Raw genomic sequence first — 13,693 nt, 5'->3', positions numbered from 1 at the left:
CAAATCTGTTGATCTTAGCCTTCAAGAATTTCTTTTTCCTTGTCAGCAACAATTTCGTCAACCTTTTTTACTGCTTCATCAGTAACTTGTTGTGCTTGATCTTCTAAATCATGTAATTCGTCTTCTGACATTTCGCCGTCTTTTTCAGCCTTTTTCAAAGCTTCGCGAATGTCACGCCGCGCATGCCGAACTGAGCCCTTGGCCTTTTCACCAACAGCTTTAACTTCCTTTGCCAATTCTTTCCGGCGTTCTTCAGTCAATTGCGGAATGACTAACCGAATAACGGTTCCGTCATTGACCGGATTTAATCCAAGATCTGAAGCCAATAATGCATGTTCAATATCATCCAATGATGATTTGTCATATGGTGAAATCAACAATACCCGGGCTTCAGGAATTGAAATTTGAGCAATTTGATTCAATGGCGTTGGGGCGCCATAGTAATCAACCGTTACCCGGTTAAGCAAGCTGGCATTGGCCCGGCCGGCCCGAATGCCGCCAAGTTCGTGTTGTAAGGCTTCTTCAGCCTTAACCATCTTTTCTTGGCCTTCTTTAATAATTTCATTTGTAATCTTCATGATTATTTTCCTTCCACTGTTGTTCCGATATTTTCACCTTGAACAACTTTCTTGATATTTCCACGTTTATTCATGTTGAAAACAACCAACGGAATGTCATTATCCATTGACAATGTTGAAGCCGTTGAGTCCATGACATGAAGACCCTTGTTGATGATGTCTAAGTGGGTCAATGTTTCAAACTTGATTGCACTTGCATCCTTCTTCGGGTCAGCTGAGTAAATTCCGTCGACCCCGTTCTTTGCCATTAAGATCACATCAGCGTTAATTTCTGATGCCCGCAAAGCAGCGGTTGTATCCGTTGAGAAGTATGGCGAACCAGTTCCGGCAGCAAAGATTACGATCCGGCCTTTTTCAAGGTGCCGAACTGCTTTCCGCCGAATATATGGTTCAGCAACTTGCCGCATTTCAATCGCGGTTTGAACCCGGGTTGGAACACCAAGTGATTCCAAGGTATCTTGCAATGCCAATGCGTTCATTACCGTTCCAAGCATTCCGATATAGTCTGCTTGAGCACGTTCGATTCCAAGTTGTTCACCGGTAACCCCACGCCACATGTTACCACCGCCGACAACGATGGCAATTTCAACGCCAAGATCATGAACGTCCTTGATTTCTTCAGCAACTTTCCGGATTTCAGGCGGATTGATTCCCTTGCCAGCATCCCCTGCTAAAGCTTCGCCACTCAATTTTAATACGACACGTTTATACTTAATAGCCATGTGGATCCTCCTACTTGATTGAAAATGATACATTCATGTAATTAATCTCAATATATTCTATCATATTACAATCAATGTTACAAAAGGGATTATTCATTTAATGCGCATCGTTTTTTAATGCTGATGTGCAATCAATTCGATCACATCGTTGGTTGGAATTCCGTTGAAGAACTTGTTCAAGTCAAATGATCGCAACACCTTGGTGATCGCATCAACGTCGTATGGCTTACCGATCAAGGCTTTTTCCAGCTGGTGGACATCTTCAACGCCAAAGAAATCGCCATAAATCTTCGCCATTTTAATTTTCCCGTCTTGAACCTCAAACCGTGCATCGATCGTTCCAGCATCAAAGTGCTTCCGCTTTTTGACCGTAAAGGCTGGCGATTGCCCAAAGACCCAATCCCAGTCACGGTAACGGTCAGTTTCAATTTGATGAATGGCTTGCTGATCTTTGGACGTTAACTGATATTCATTGATTTGCGCCTGACTAAGGTCATCAACGTGATAAATGCGCTTGATCAGTTCATCCCGAAAGCCAGCTGTATCAAGGTTTTGGAATTTCGGCTTCAAATACGGCTTTAAATTTGTAACCCGGCTGCGAACTGATTTGATCCCCTTGGATTCAATTTTATCCTTCGGAACCTTTAATGCTCCAGCAACCGCATTGGTATCAACATCAAACATCAGCGTTCCGTGACAAAAAGTCTTGCCGTTGCGGGTGTACATTGCATTGCCTGAAAACTTCTTCCCGTCGATCACAATATCATTCCGACCAGTGACTTCAGCCCCCGTTGCCCCCATTTCGTGCAACGCATCAACAATTGGCTGCACTAACGTCTTAAAATCGCCAAACCGTTGCCGGTCAGCCGGAACAATAAAACTAAAGCACAGATTGCCTAAGTCTTGATACATTGCGCCGCCGCCTGATAACCGCCGCGTGATCGTAATTCCATGTTGCTTACAGTAATCTTCATTAATTTCTTCAACCGTATTTTGATTCCGCCCGACAATAATGCACGGCTTTTCAATGTAAAAAAGCATAAACGGCGGCGTCATGACTCCCGAATTCATTAAATATTCTTCAGTTGCCAGATTTGTTCGAATATCGTGAGTTTGCATTGCTAAGTACTGCATTTCTTCATCTCCATTTGAAAAAGAGGTTGCGACCATCGCAGTCTCAGCCTCTGAAATAAAATTACTAAATATTTGTCGGATATCCAATTGCGATATCAGCAGCATCCCAAACCGCTTCGGTCAGCGTTGGGTGCGGGTGAATCGTCAATGCTAAGTCGTCAACGGTGTTGCCCGATTCGATCGCCAATGTTAATTCACTAATCATATCCGCAGCATCTCCGCCGACAATCTGAGCACCGACTAAAATTCCTTCATCTTTTGTGTATACTAACCGGACAAAGCCGTCAGTCGCGTTCATTGAAATTGCCCTCCCATTTGCAAGGAATGGGAATTGAGCCGTCTTAACCGCTAATCCTTGTTGTGCAGCCTCTTTAGCTGTTAAACCAGTCGTTGCTAACGGAATATCGGTGTAGCAGACCGCTGGCATTGCATGATAATCAACGGTTGCCTTTTCTCCAGCGATGGCTTCAGCAGCAACTTTACCTTCATATTCGGCTTTATGAGCAAGTGAAAAGCCTGGCACAACATCCCCGATCGCATAAATGTTTGGAATCGTGGTCCGACCTTGGTTATCAACCTTGATCAAGCCATGTGAATCAAGTTGGATTCCTGCATGTTGCAAGCCGATGCCCTTCGTATTTGGACGCCGACCAACTGAAACTAAGCAGTAATCTGCAACTAACTGCTTTTCTTCGCCGTCAACTTCAAAGGTTACCTTGACGCTTTGATCGTCCTGTTCAGCCTTTTTGGCCATCGCATTGGTATAAATGTCAACGCCTTGCGAACTGAAGTGTTTCTGAATAACGCGAACCATGTCGGCTTCATAATTTGAAAGAATCTGGCCTGTTCCTTCAATAATTGAAACGTGCGCGCCGAGGTTTGCATAAACAGATGCCAATTCACAGCCGATATAACCGCCACCGACAACGATCAAGTGCTTCGGGACCTTCTTCAGATCAAGGGCTCCGGTCGAATCAATTACCCGGCCTTCATACTTGAAGTTTGGAATTTCGATCGGATGGCTCCCGGTTGCAATAATCAAGTTCTTAAACGTATATGTTTGAGCTTGATCGTCCTTGATAACCCGTAAAGTGTGATCATCCTTAACATAGGCACTGCCCCAGATCACGTCAATATGGTGTTTCTTAAACAGGCTTGCAACGCCGCCCGTTAACTTATCAACCACACTTTGTTTCCAAATTTGAGTTTGTTGAAAGTCAAGTTGAGCAGCCGTTACCTGCAATCCCATTTTTTGTGAATTCATCGCACTTTGATAATGATGAGCCGCTTCAACAAGTGCCTTTGACGGGATACAGCCAATGTTAAGGCAGACTCCCCCAATAAATTCGCGTTCAATCACCGTTACTTTCTGGCCTAATTCGGCTGCCCGAATCGCAGCCACATAGCCGCCGGGACCGCTGCCGATGACAACCGTATCTAAATCAATTGCAAAATCACCAACAACCATTACTATCCCTCCATTAATAAGAGTTCTGGATTACCTAAAAGTTCCTTCAACCGGTTAAGGGCTTTTTGAGCAGTTGCCCCATCAATTGCCCGGTGATCAACTGAAAGTGATAACTTCAAGACTTTTCCAACCGTGACACTTTCATGATCTTTTGGATCAATGATCGGTTGATCAGTAATGCGGCCAATTCCTAAAATCGCAACTTCCGGGTAATTGATAATTGGGGTAAAGTATCCGCCACCGATCGAGCCGATATTCGTGATCGCAATCGTGCCGTTTTGAGCCGTTGCCGGATCAAGACTACCATCTGCAATCTTTTGCGTGTGATCTTCAATCTGTTTAGCAATTTCAAACATGCTTAACCGATCGGCGTTTTTAATATTCGGCATGAATAATCCGCGTTCCGTATCAGTTGCAATTCCCACGTTAATGTCGTTTTTATATACAATCTCGTGTTGATCCATATCAAGCGATGCGTTGAAAATCGGGAATTCTTTGGCAACCACTGCCAATGCTTTCACAACATACGGCATAAACGTTAAATGGATTCCCTTATCAGCCGCCATCTTCTTGAATTTGTTTCGGTGATTCCATAACTGATCCACCACGACTTCATCAAATAACGTAACGTGCGGAATTTCTTGAACCGAACGACTGACTGACTTGGCCGTTGCCAACCGAACGGAACTCATCTTTTCCCGTCGTTCGCCACCGGATATCAGTTGACTTGAACTTGATGAAACTGATTGATTTTCGCGTAAATCTTGTTGCGGAACGATCTTTGACGCCGTTCCGTTTTGGTTACTCAAGAAGAGATCGACATCGGCCTTCAGAATTTGGCCGTGATTTCCGGTTCCCTTGATCTGCGTTAAATCAACCTGCTTTTCACGTGCATATGCCCGGACTGATGGCATTGCCAACACTGGCAAACTGTGATCTTGCAGGGTCATTTGCCGTGGAGCCTGTGCTGATTGTGAACTTGATTGTGAAGTCGACGTTGATGCAGCCTTCGCTGGTTTGGATTCAGCTTTTGAATCCGTTGGTGCTGGTTGGGCATCTTCCGGAACGTCACCTGCAGTCTCGATTTCGATCAATGGATCGCCAACGTTGGCGGTATCGCCTTCTTGAACAATGATCTTTTTAATTTTCCCCGTGACTGGTGAAGTTAGATCTTCAACTGACTTATCATTTTCAATTTGGACTAAGTCAGCATCCTTTTTGATTGAATCGCCTTCATGAACATACCATTTCCCAATTGTTCCTTCGGCCATTCCTTCACCGACATCGGGAAGTTTAAATGCATAAACACCCATTAATTTTTCCTCCTAAAAATTAACAATTTCCTTGGCTTTCGCTACAATGTCGTCCTTCGTTGGCAGCCAGCGTTCTTCGGCTTCACTAAATGCGTAAACCGTATCAGGCGCACTGACCCGTGCAACCGGAGCATCCAAGCTTAAAATTGCCTTTTCAGCAATCAATGATGCGACTTGATTACCAACGCCGGCCATATTTTGGGCTTCTTGAACGATAGCAACTTTCCCTGTCTTCTTTACACTTTCAAGAATCGTCTTTTCATCTAACGGTGAAACGGTTCGTAAATCAACGACTTCTGCATTGATGCCTTCTTTATCAAGTTCATCAGCGGCCTTCAAGCATTCTTGAACCATGTACCCGTATGAAATCAACGTGATATCCGTTCCTTCACGCTTAATGTCAGCCTTATCCAATGGCAAAGTGTATTCCTGTTCCGGAACTTCTTCCCGCATTGAACGGTAAAGCTTCATGTGTTCCAAGAAGACAACCGGATCATCAGACCGAATTGAAGAAATTAATAATCCCTTTGCGTCATACGGTGAGCCCGGAATTACGACCCGTAATCCGGGAACTTGACCAACGATTCCTTCAAGACTGTCAGAGTGCATTTCAGGAGTATGCACCCCGCCGCCAAATGCTGACCGAATCGTGATCGGCATCTTCTTTGTTCCACCTGTCCGGTAGTATTCACGGGCAATTTGACCAACAATTTCATCCATTGCTTCATATAAGAAACCGAAGAATTGAATTTCTGGAACTGGCCGGAAACCTTCATATGCAAGTCCGGCAGCTAACCCCGCAATTCCGGATTCAGCAAGCGGAGTGTCAAAAACTTGATCTTCGCCAACATCAGCTTGTAAACCGTCCGTTGCCCGGAAAACACCGCCATTTTTTCCAACATCTTCACCGAAAACTAACACTTTCGGATCACGTTTCAATTCTTGGTCGAGCGCCTGATTAATTGCCTTGATCATTGTTAATTGTGCCATGTTACTTTCCCTCCTTTTCACATTCATCAATTTTTGCTTGAATTGATTCTGGAATTTCTGAGTAACTTAACTTATAGAAATCACTAACTTTTTGTTGCGGTGCACTTTCAGCCTTTTCCATTGCGGCATCGATTTCCTTATTGACCGCTTCTTCCCAATTCTTTTCCATGTCTTCATTCCATAAGCCTTTGTGATCCAAGTATGTTCTGAACCGAATCAACGGATCTTTCTTCCGCCATTCCTCTTCTTCGTCAGCTGTCCGGTAACGTTTTGGATCATCACCTGATAATGTGTGCGGGCCATACCGGTAAGTTAACGTTTCAATTAAAACCGGACCATTTCCGGCAACTGCCCATTCACGAGCTGCCTTGGCAACCGTGTAAACAGCTAATGCATCCATCCCATCGACTTGAATTCCAGGGATTCCGACTGCGACTCCCTTTTGGGCCAATGTTTGGGCTGCGGTTTGCTTGCGCCGCGGTACTGAAATTGCATAGCCATTGTTTTGAACAAAGAACAATGCTGGAACTTTAAATTCACCCGCAAAGTTAATCCCTTCATAGAAGTCACCTTCAGAAGTTCCGCCATCACCAGTGTATGTATATGCAACGGTTGGTGATTTCTTTTTCTTTAAGCCCAAGGCAACTCCGGCTGTTTGAACGGTTGCAGATGCAACAACGATTTGTGGCGTCGTTGCTTGAACATCATCTGGAATTTGACCGCCCATATAGTGTCCAATTGACCATAAGAATGCACGGTCTAATGGGAATCCATGTTGAATTAACTGTGGAATATCCCGATAAGCTGGTAAAAGGAAATCTTCCTTTTCCATTGCGTAACTTGATCCCATTTCACTGGCTTCTTCACCGGCCGTTGGCGCATAGAATCCTAAACGTCCTTGACGGTTTAATTTCGTTGACCGTTCATTTAAAATCCGTTCCCATAACATTTTTTTAAACAGATCAACTAATTGGTCATCCGTTAAATCTGGAAATAGATCCTGATTTACAATTTCACCTTTTTCATTCATTACTTGAATTGGTTTCATATTCGGTTGATTCATATAATCATTAAAATCAATTTTCGTCATCAATGTCCCCTCCTTCTGAGACTGCTTCGATATATCGCTTACATTCTTTATTCTACTTAATTTGTCATTGATTGTTAATTGATATGGTATGCGGGATTTTGCTTATGATTTGACTACTCCGGAAGTTTTTAATGATAAATTAATTTGGAAAGGATTTCATTCGTACTAATATTATTCTTTTATCATTTTTAGAAAAAAGCATCATAAATTATATTATGAATAATTTAGTACTTTAATATTCAATTCTAGATATGTACAAAATGGGTACAACATAGATACAAGATTTGAGGAACTAATTAAGCCCCTCTTTTTGTTTATAAAAAAAACCTACCTAAACCTACTTCAGCATCAAATGATGGCACAAAAAGTAAGGTTGAAACAAAATAATTAATTAGAGATTAAAAGAGGTTGTGGCCTATGTTATGCCACAACCTCTTCATTTTTAATTTATTCAATTTGGTAATAAAAAAATAAGACTTTCCCCAAAGCCTTATCCCTAACGAAAACTAATTTTTAACACTTAGTCCTTTTCTCTCTAACACTTACAAGTTTATATTACTCCGTGACAGAAATAGCGGACTAAAGTTTCCTCAATCATGGATTTTCATTCCTGAATGAAAATAAATGTTGTACACAATTTATATTCAAAATACAAAAAACAGCTGTGCCATAACACAACTGTTCTTTTATTATTTACGACGACGTTCTGGAATACGTGCAGCCTTACCTTGACGATCACGTAAGTAGTACAACTTAGCACGACGAACGCGTCCTTGACGTACAACTTCAATCTTTTCAACCCGAGGTGTGTGAACTGGGAAAGTCCGTTCAACCCCTACACCGTTACTGATCTTACGAACAGTGTAAGTTTCTGAAACGCCTTCGCCGCGACGTTTGATAACAACACCTTCAAAGATTTGAATACGTTCACGCTTACCTTCAACGATCCGTGCGTGAACCCGTACTGTATCCCCAGCACGGAAATCTGGAATATCATCACGTAATTGTGATTCAGTGATCTTCTTGATCAATGGATTTACTGACATGTTTTTCTTCCTTTCCCCGATATTCATGTCCAGTTGCAGCGGAATACCGTTAATATGGCAACTAAGCCAAATAAAATATTATCATATCTGCTATTAGTTTGTAAAGCTATTTTTGAGTTTTAAATTCTCGCAACCATTTCCGATCTTGATCCGTCAACGGAAAATCTTCAAGCAGATCAGGCCGCCGTTCGAATGTCCGCCGCAATGATTCTTTCCGGCGCCATTCAGCAATCTTTTGGTGATTACCGCTCGTTAAAACTTCAGGAACCTTCATTCCACGAAAATCAGCGGGCCGCGTATATTGCGGATATTCAAGCAACCCAGTTGAAAATGAATCACCAACCGCTGATTCATCATTTCCAAGAACGTTGGGCAATAACCGCACCGTTGCATCAATGATGACCATCGTTGCTAATTCGCCCCCGGTCAACACATAATCTCCCAGTGAGATTTCATCCGTTACCCGGGTCCGAATTCGTTCATCATACCCTTCGTAGTGACCGCAAATAAAGGTTAAATGTTTTTCTTGGGCCAACTCTTCCGCAACTTTTTGATTGAATTGCCGTCCAGCCGGATCAAGCAAAATCACTTTCCCCGGTTCCGGATGTTTTTCCTGAACCGCATCAAGCGCATCAAAAATCGGTTGGGCCTGCAATAGCATTCCAGCACCGCCACCATACGGCGTATCATCCACGTGGTGCTGCTTATTGGTCGTGTAATCCCGAAAATCCGTGACATCAATGTTTAAAATTCCGTTTTCCTGAGCTTTACCGATCATTGAGGAATTCATCGGGCCATCGAACATTTCGGGAAAAAGGCTTAAAATATCAATTTGCATTAGTCATCCAACCCATCTAACATATCAATAATCACTTGCTGGTTTTCAATCTGAACGTCCTTTACAACGTCCTTAATTGCTGGAATCAGCAAATCTTTCTTGCCTGCGCGTTGAATTACCCAGACATCATTGGCACCCGATTCCATAATTTCCTTGATCTTGCCGATCGAATTTCCGTCCAAATCAACAACGTTTAATCCCACAATCTGATGGTAATAGTATTCACCATCTGCCAAATCATCTTGCTGGTCTTCAGCAATTTTTAAATCCGCCTGCTTTAACGGTTCAACCAAATTAATGTCTTCCATTCCTTCAAAGCTTAACAAATCAAATTGTTTGTGCTTGCGGTGACTTTTAACCGTTAATGCGACTGGATCCTTTCCCTTTTGAAAAGCATAAACCGTTGCTCCCGGTGCAAACCGTTTTTCAGGAAAGTCCGTAATTGCCTGAACGCGAACTTCGCCTTTAATTCCATGAGTATTAACAATTTTTCCAATTTGGTAATAATTCATGCTTATTCCTTTCTAATAAAAAAACCTCCACAAAACATCTCTGCTTTATTGGAGGTTCGTTAAATAGTCAGTCAATAACGTTCAATTTAATCCGACGATCATCGTCAATGCGAATTCCATAGATCAATGACCGAATTGCTTGAACGACCGTTCCATTTTTTCCAATAACCCGGCCGACGTCCTGCGAAGCCACTTTCAAATTAAAGTTCACAAACTGATCGTCATTTGTCACTTCAATTGAAACTTCACTAGGGGTCATAACCAACGCTTTGACAATCGTTAATAACAATTGCTTAACCGTTTCTTTTGTCATTGAACTTTACCCTGCTTATTTCTTTGAGTATTTTGCTTCGTGGAACTTCTTCATTACGCCTTGACGTGAAAGAATGTTACGAACTGTGTCTGATGGTTGAGCACCATTGTTTAACCACTTCATAATTTCTTCTTCCTTAAGGGTAACTGTTTCTGGGTTTGTTAATGGGTTGTATGTTCCAACATTGGCGATGAAACGACCATCACGTGGTGAACGTGAATCAGCAACAACGATCCGGTAGAATGGACGCTTCTTTGAACCCATACGCTTTAAACGAATTTTTACTGACATGTTTGCACCTCCTATTAATTTATCAACATTAATAATATACCAAGTTTTGAATTAGCTGTAAAGGAAAATTTCTTGACAGTTAATATTTTTTTAGCGTTTCCGTCTTCTCCGGGCTTTTTGAAGCTTCCGGAGCTTTTTCTTCTTATTCTTTCGAACCATCTTCGACATTGACATCTTTGCTAATTTACCGCTCATGCCGTTGCCAAAGAGGCCTTCCATGCCGGAAAAGTCTCCGTTTGAGACCTTGCCCATCATGTCGCGCATTTGCTTAAATTGCTTGATCATCCGGTTAACGTCTTGAATCTTAACCCCGCACCCGGCTGAAATCCGGCGCCGCCGACTTGGATTCAAAATATCTGGATTTTCCCGTTCTTCCGGCGTCATTGAGTAAACAATTGCCTTTGTTCGTTCAATATCTCGCGGATCAACCTGCACGTTCTTCAATGCTGGGTTGTTTGCCATCCCTGGAATCATCTTGATCAAATCTTCCATCGGGCCCATCTTTTGAACTTGAGCTAATTGTTCAAGAAAATCGTTAAAGTCAAATGAGTTAGCCTTCATCTTTTCTTGAAGTTCAACGGCTTTTTGTTCATCGTAATCCTGTTGGGCCTTTTCAATTAAGGTCAGCATATCTCCCATGCCAAGGATCCGGGAAGCCATCCGATCTGGGTAGAAGACATCTAAGTCCGTTAACTTTTCGCCTTGCCCAATAAACTTGATCGGCTTGCCGGTAACGGCACGAATTGAAAGGGCAGCCCCACCACGGGTATCCCCATCTAACTTCGTCAAAACAACCCCGGTTACATCAAGCTGATCGTTGAAGCCTTTTGCAACTTCAACGGCATTTTGACCAGTCATGGCATCAACGGTCAAAAGAATTTCATCTGGGTGAGTAAGCTCCTTGATTTGGGCTAATTCATCCATTAACTTTTCATCGATCTGCAACCGACCGGCCGTATCGATCAAAACATAATCGTTCTTTTGTTCTTGGGCCTTAGCCATTCCTTGACGAACAATTTCAACCGGATCAACGTCCGTTCCCATTTCAAAGACCGGAACGTCGATTTGTTCACCCAAGATCTTTAACTGATCAACGGCAGCGGGACGGTAAACGTCGGCTGCGATCATTAATGGCCGGGCTTTTTGTTCATTTTTTAACTTTAAGGCTAATTTTCCGGCCGTAGTCGTTTTCCCGGCCCCTTGAAGCCCAACCATCATAATGACGGTTGGAATCTTCGCTGATTTGTTTAATGGGACTGTCTTTTCGCCCATCACCTTAACTAATTCTTCGTTAACAATCTTAACGATTTGTTGTGCCGGTGTTAAACTTTCAAGAACTTCCGCTCCGACTGCCCGTTCGCGGACTGTCTTGATAAAGTCCTTTACAACCCCATAGTTTACGTCAGCTTCCAGCAATGCCAGCCGAATTTCACGCATTGATTCCTTAACATCATTTTCCGTGATCTTTCCTTTACGTTGTAAACTATGAATTGCATTTTGAATTCTTTCTGTTAACCCTTCAAAGGCCATTTAATTTCACCAACCTATTCTTCAATACTTTCCAATTTTTCTGCAAGTTCAAGTAACCGCTCATCATGCGGATAACGTTGCTGAATGTAATCGATCAACGCATCTAAATGAGCCGCATTTTTCAGAAAATCAGCATACAAATGCAACTTTGATTCGTATTCTTCAAGGATTTTCTCTGTCCGTTTTATATTATCATAAACTGCCTGTCGCGACACATTATAATTTTCCGCAATTTCGCCAAGCGAAAAATCATCCCGGTAGTACTGCGCCAGATATTCCATCTGCTTCTTCGTCAGCAATGGTTCATAAAATTCAAATAACGCATTGATTCGATTTGTTTTTGCAATTTCCATTTAAATCACCCTAGTCTTCGCGGGGAGTAATCAATCCCTTAAATAATCCGTATGCAAAGTCTTCGGTATTAAAGTCGCGCAAATCATCAACCTGTTCACCAAGGCCGACAAGTTTAACTGGAATGTGCAGTTCGTTTCGGATCGCCAACACGATTCCGCCGCGAGCCGTGCCATCCAACTTGGTCAAAATAATTCCCGTTACATTCGTTGCATCCTTAAATTGCTTTGCTTGGGACAATGCGTTTTGACCAGTTGTTGCATCAAGAGCCAGTAAAACTTCATGCGGAGCTTCTGGAATTTCGCGGGTAATTACCCGTTGGATCTTCTCAAGCTCATTCATCAAGTTGACCTTGTTTTGCAACCGACCAGCCGTATCAACAAGCAAGATATCGTAATTTTCCTTCTTCGCTTTTGTAACCGCATCGTAAACAACGGAAGCCGGATCACTCTTTTCAGGCTTCTTGACGATCGTCACACCCACGCGTTGAGCCCATTCATCTAATTGCTGGATCGCACCGGCCCGGAATGTATCCCCGGCAGCAACCATGACTTTCTTGCCTTCATCTTTGTACCGTTTGGCAAGTTTTCCGATCGTGGTTGTCTTTCCAACTCCGTTAACCCCAACAAAGAGGAAGACGGTTGGACCTTCTTCAGCAAAATGCAACGCTTCATCTTGATCCTTACCAGCTTCTTCATATAAGTCAACCAGTTTTTCAACGATGACTTCTGAAACTTCAGCCTTACTCTTCGCATTTTGGAATTTAACTTCATCCCGCAGTTCGTCACTGATCTTCATCGCAGCTTCAAAGCCGACATCGGATTCGATCAGCATTTCTTCAAGATCATCGAAGAAATCTTCATCAACGTGACGGAAGTTAGCCAACAATGCATTAATGCGGCCCTTGAATCCTGTCCGGGTCTTCTTCAAGCCATGCGTGTACCGGCTAGTTTCCGATCCCGTTTGAGCCTGCTTTTCAACCTGTTCTGCTTGATCTTCATGTTCAGCAACGTCTTCAGCCGCTTCCGTTTCTTCTTCGGCCGTCTTTTCAGCCGTTTCCGCCGGCGATTCTTCAACTGCAGTTTCAGCTGGCTGTTCACCGGAATTCTCTTTTGCTTCCGTTGCCTGGTCCGCATTTTGCGTTGTCATTTCCCAATCATCATCAGCTGATTCCGTTTCTGTTTCTGTTTCTGTTTCTGTTTCTGTTTCTGTTTCTGTTTCTGTTTTAGAATCGGCTGCTGGTTGAGCTTTGTCAAGTTCATTGGCTTGAACTGTCTCGGGTTCTTCTTCGGTTGAATCGGCCGTCGATTGCTTATCAACAACCGGTTGGTCTTTTGCTTCATCAGTAATTTCAGTAACTTCGGTTGAAGACTCTTCATCAGCTGATGGTTTTTCAACTGGTTCAGCAGTTACATCGTCCGGAGTTGATTGGGCTTCAGCAGGAGCCTGATCCTCTTCACTTGCTTCCGATGATTGATCTTCAATTTCAAGTTGAGCCTCGTTTTCAGTTTCATTCG

The 13,693-nt window shown here is 42.9% G+C and carries 15 protein-coding genes; all 15 read right to left on the bottom strand.

Features of this window, described 5'->3' with window-relative positions:
- Positions 1-14 precede the first annotated feature (14 nt).
- Complete coding sequence (gene frr, locus FC33_RS07360) at positions 15-578, bottom strand: ribosome recycling factor (protein ID WP_057827945.1); 564 nt, start codon at positions 576-578, stop codon at positions 15-17.
- A gap of 2 nt (positions 579-580) precedes the next feature.
- Entirely contained in the window at positions 581-1,300 is a 720-nt protein-coding gene (pyrH, locus tag FC33_RS07355) for a UMP kinase (protein ID WP_057827944.1), read from the bottom strand.
- Positions 1,301-1,414: 114 nt separating this feature from the next.
- On the bottom strand, positions 1,415-2,434 hold the full coding sequence (locus FC33_RS07350) for a lipoate--protein ligase (RefSeq protein ID WP_057828097.1): 1,020 nt from the start codon (positions 2,432-2,434) through the stop codon (positions 1,415-1,417).
- Between the two features lie 64 nt (positions 2,435-2,498).
- Positions 2,499-3,902 (bottom strand): dihydrolipoyl dehydrogenase, encoded by a 1,404-nt coding sequence (gene lpdA, locus FC33_RS07345; RefSeq protein WP_057827943.1) that lies wholly within the window; start codon positions 3,900-3,902, stop codon positions 2,499-2,501.
- Between the two features lie 2 nt (positions 3,903-3,904).
- On the bottom strand, positions 3,905-5,215 hold the full coding sequence (locus tag FC33_RS07340; RefSeq protein ID WP_057827942.1) for a dihydrolipoamide acetyltransferase family protein: 1,311 nt from the start codon (positions 5,213-5,215) through the stop codon (positions 3,905-3,907).
- Between the two features lie 12 nt (positions 5,216-5,227).
- Complete coding sequence (locus FC33_RS07335; RefSeq protein ID WP_057827941.1) at positions 5,228-6,205, bottom strand: alpha-ketoacid dehydrogenase subunit beta; 978 nt, start codon at positions 6,203-6,205, stop codon at positions 5,228-5,230.
- Between the two features lies 1 nt (position 6,206).
- A complete protein-coding gene (gene pdhA / locus FC33_RS07330) occupies positions 6,207-7,295 on the bottom strand; it encodes a pyruvate dehydrogenase (acetyl-transferring) E1 component subunit alpha (protein WP_057827940.1) in 1,089 nt (362 codons plus the stop codon).
- A gap of 689 nt (positions 7,296-7,984) precedes the next feature.
- Complete coding sequence (rplS, locus tag FC33_RS07325; RefSeq protein ID WP_057827939.1) at positions 7,985-8,341, bottom strand: 50S ribosomal protein L19; 357 nt, start codon at positions 8,339-8,341, stop codon at positions 7,985-7,987.
- Positions 8,342-8,447: 106 nt separating this feature from the next.
- Positions 8,448-9,179 (bottom strand): tRNA (guanosine(37)-N1)-methyltransferase TrmD, encoded by a 732-nt coding sequence (trmD, locus tag FC33_RS07320; RefSeq protein ID WP_057827938.1) that lies wholly within the window; start codon positions 9,177-9,179, stop codon positions 8,448-8,450.
- The gene (gene rimM, locus FC33_RS07315; RefSeq protein ID WP_057827937.1) at positions 9,179-9,691 is read right to left on the bottom strand and encodes a ribosome maturation factor RimM; all 513 of its coding nucleotides are present in this window, start codon (positions 9,689-9,691) and stop codon (positions 9,179-9,181) included. The genes trmD and rimM overlap by 1 nt, the downstream gene beginning before the upstream one ends.
- Before the next feature lie 67 nt (positions 9,692-9,758).
- Positions 9,759-10,004, bottom strand: coding sequence for a KH domain-containing protein (locus FC33_RS07310; RefSeq protein WP_057827936.1), 246 nt, complete (start codon positions 10,002-10,004; stop codon positions 9,759-9,761).
- A 15-nt stretch (positions 10,005-10,019) separates the two neighbouring features.
- The gene (rpsP, locus tag FC33_RS07305) at positions 10,020-10,295 is read right to left on the bottom strand and encodes a 30S ribosomal protein S16 (RefSeq protein WP_057827935.1); all 276 of its coding nucleotides are present in this window, start codon (positions 10,293-10,295) and stop codon (positions 10,020-10,022) included.
- A gap of 90 nt (positions 10,296-10,385) precedes the next feature.
- Positions 10,386-11,825 (bottom strand): signal recognition particle protein, encoded by a 1,440-nt coding sequence (gene ffh / locus FC33_RS07300; protein WP_057827934.1) that lies wholly within the window; start codon positions 11,823-11,825, stop codon positions 10,386-10,388.
- A gap of 14 nt (positions 11,826-11,839) precedes the next feature.
- On the bottom strand, positions 11,840-12,178 hold the full coding sequence (locus FC33_RS07295) for a putative DNA-binding protein (protein WP_057827933.1): 339 nt from the start codon (positions 12,176-12,178) through the stop codon (positions 11,840-11,842).
- 10 nt (positions 12,179-12,188) lie between these two features.
- Complete coding sequence (gene ftsY / locus FC33_RS07290) at positions 12,189-13,526, bottom strand: signal recognition particle-docking protein FtsY (RefSeq protein WP_235803912.1); 1,338 nt, start codon at positions 13,524-13,526, stop codon at positions 12,189-12,191.
- Positions 13,527-13,693 lie beyond the last annotated feature (167 nt).

This window comes from Ligilactobacillus aviarius subsp. aviarius DSM 20655, from assembly GCF_001436315.1.
Taxonomy (GTDB): Bacteria; Bacillota; Bacilli; order Lactobacillales; family Lactobacillaceae; genus Ligilactobacillus; species Ligilactobacillus aviarius.
This window is presented reverse-complemented; position numbering and strand designations above follow the sequence as displayed.

Bases quoted from the DNA above. Each gene is read 5' to 3' on its own strand.
- frr (WP_057827945.1), bottom strand. From the start codon at position 578: ATGAAGATTACAAATGAAATTATTAAAGAAGGCCAAGAAAAGATGGTT.
- FC33_RS07350 (WP_057828097.1), bottom strand. From the start codon at position 2,434: ATGCAGTACTTAGCAATGCAAACTCACGATATTCGAACAAATCTGGCA.
- trmD (WP_057827938.1), bottom strand. From the start codon at position 9,179: ATGCAAATTGATATTTTAAGCCTTTTTCCCGAAATGTTCGATGGCCCG.
- lpdA (WP_057827943.1), bottom strand. From the start codon at position 3,902: ATGGTTGTTGGTGATTTTGCAATTGATTTAGATACGGTTGTCATCGGC.
- FC33_RS07310 (WP_057827936.1), bottom strand. From the start codon at position 10,004: ATGACAAAAGAAACGGTTAAGCAATTGTTATTAACGATTGTCAAAGCG.
- pyrH (WP_057827944.1), bottom strand. From the start codon at position 1,300: ATGGCTATTAAGTATAAACGTGTCGTATTAAAATTGAGTGGCGAAGCT.
- FC33_RS07335 (WP_057827941.1), bottom strand. From the start codon at position 6,205: ATGGCACAATTAACAATGATCAAGGCAATTAATCAGGCGCTCGACCAA.
- pdhA (WP_057827940.1), bottom strand. From the start codon at position 7,295: ATGACGAAAATTGATTTTAATGATTATATGAATCAACCGAATATGAAA.
- ffh (WP_057827934.1), bottom strand. From the start codon at position 11,825: ATGGCCTTTGAAGGGTTAACAGAAAGAATTCAAAATGCAATTCATAGT.
- rpsP (WP_057827935.1), bottom strand. From the start codon at position 10,295: ATGTCAGTAAAAATTCGTTTAAAGCGTATGGGTTCAAAGAAGCGTCCA.
- FC33_RS07340 (WP_057827942.1), bottom strand. From the start codon at position 5,215: ATGGGTGTTTATGCATTTAAACTTCCCGATGTCGGTGAAGGAATGGCC.
- rimM (WP_057827937.1), bottom strand. From the start codon at position 9,691: ATGAATTATTACCAAATTGGAAAAATTGTTAATACTCATGGAATTAAA.
- rplS (WP_057827939.1), bottom strand. From the start codon at position 8,341: ATGTCAGTAAATCCATTGATCAAGAAGATCACTGAATCACAATTACGT.
- FC33_RS07295 (WP_057827933.1), bottom strand. From the start codon at position 12,178: ATGGAAATTGCAAAAACAAATCGAATCAATGCGTTATTTGAATTTTAT.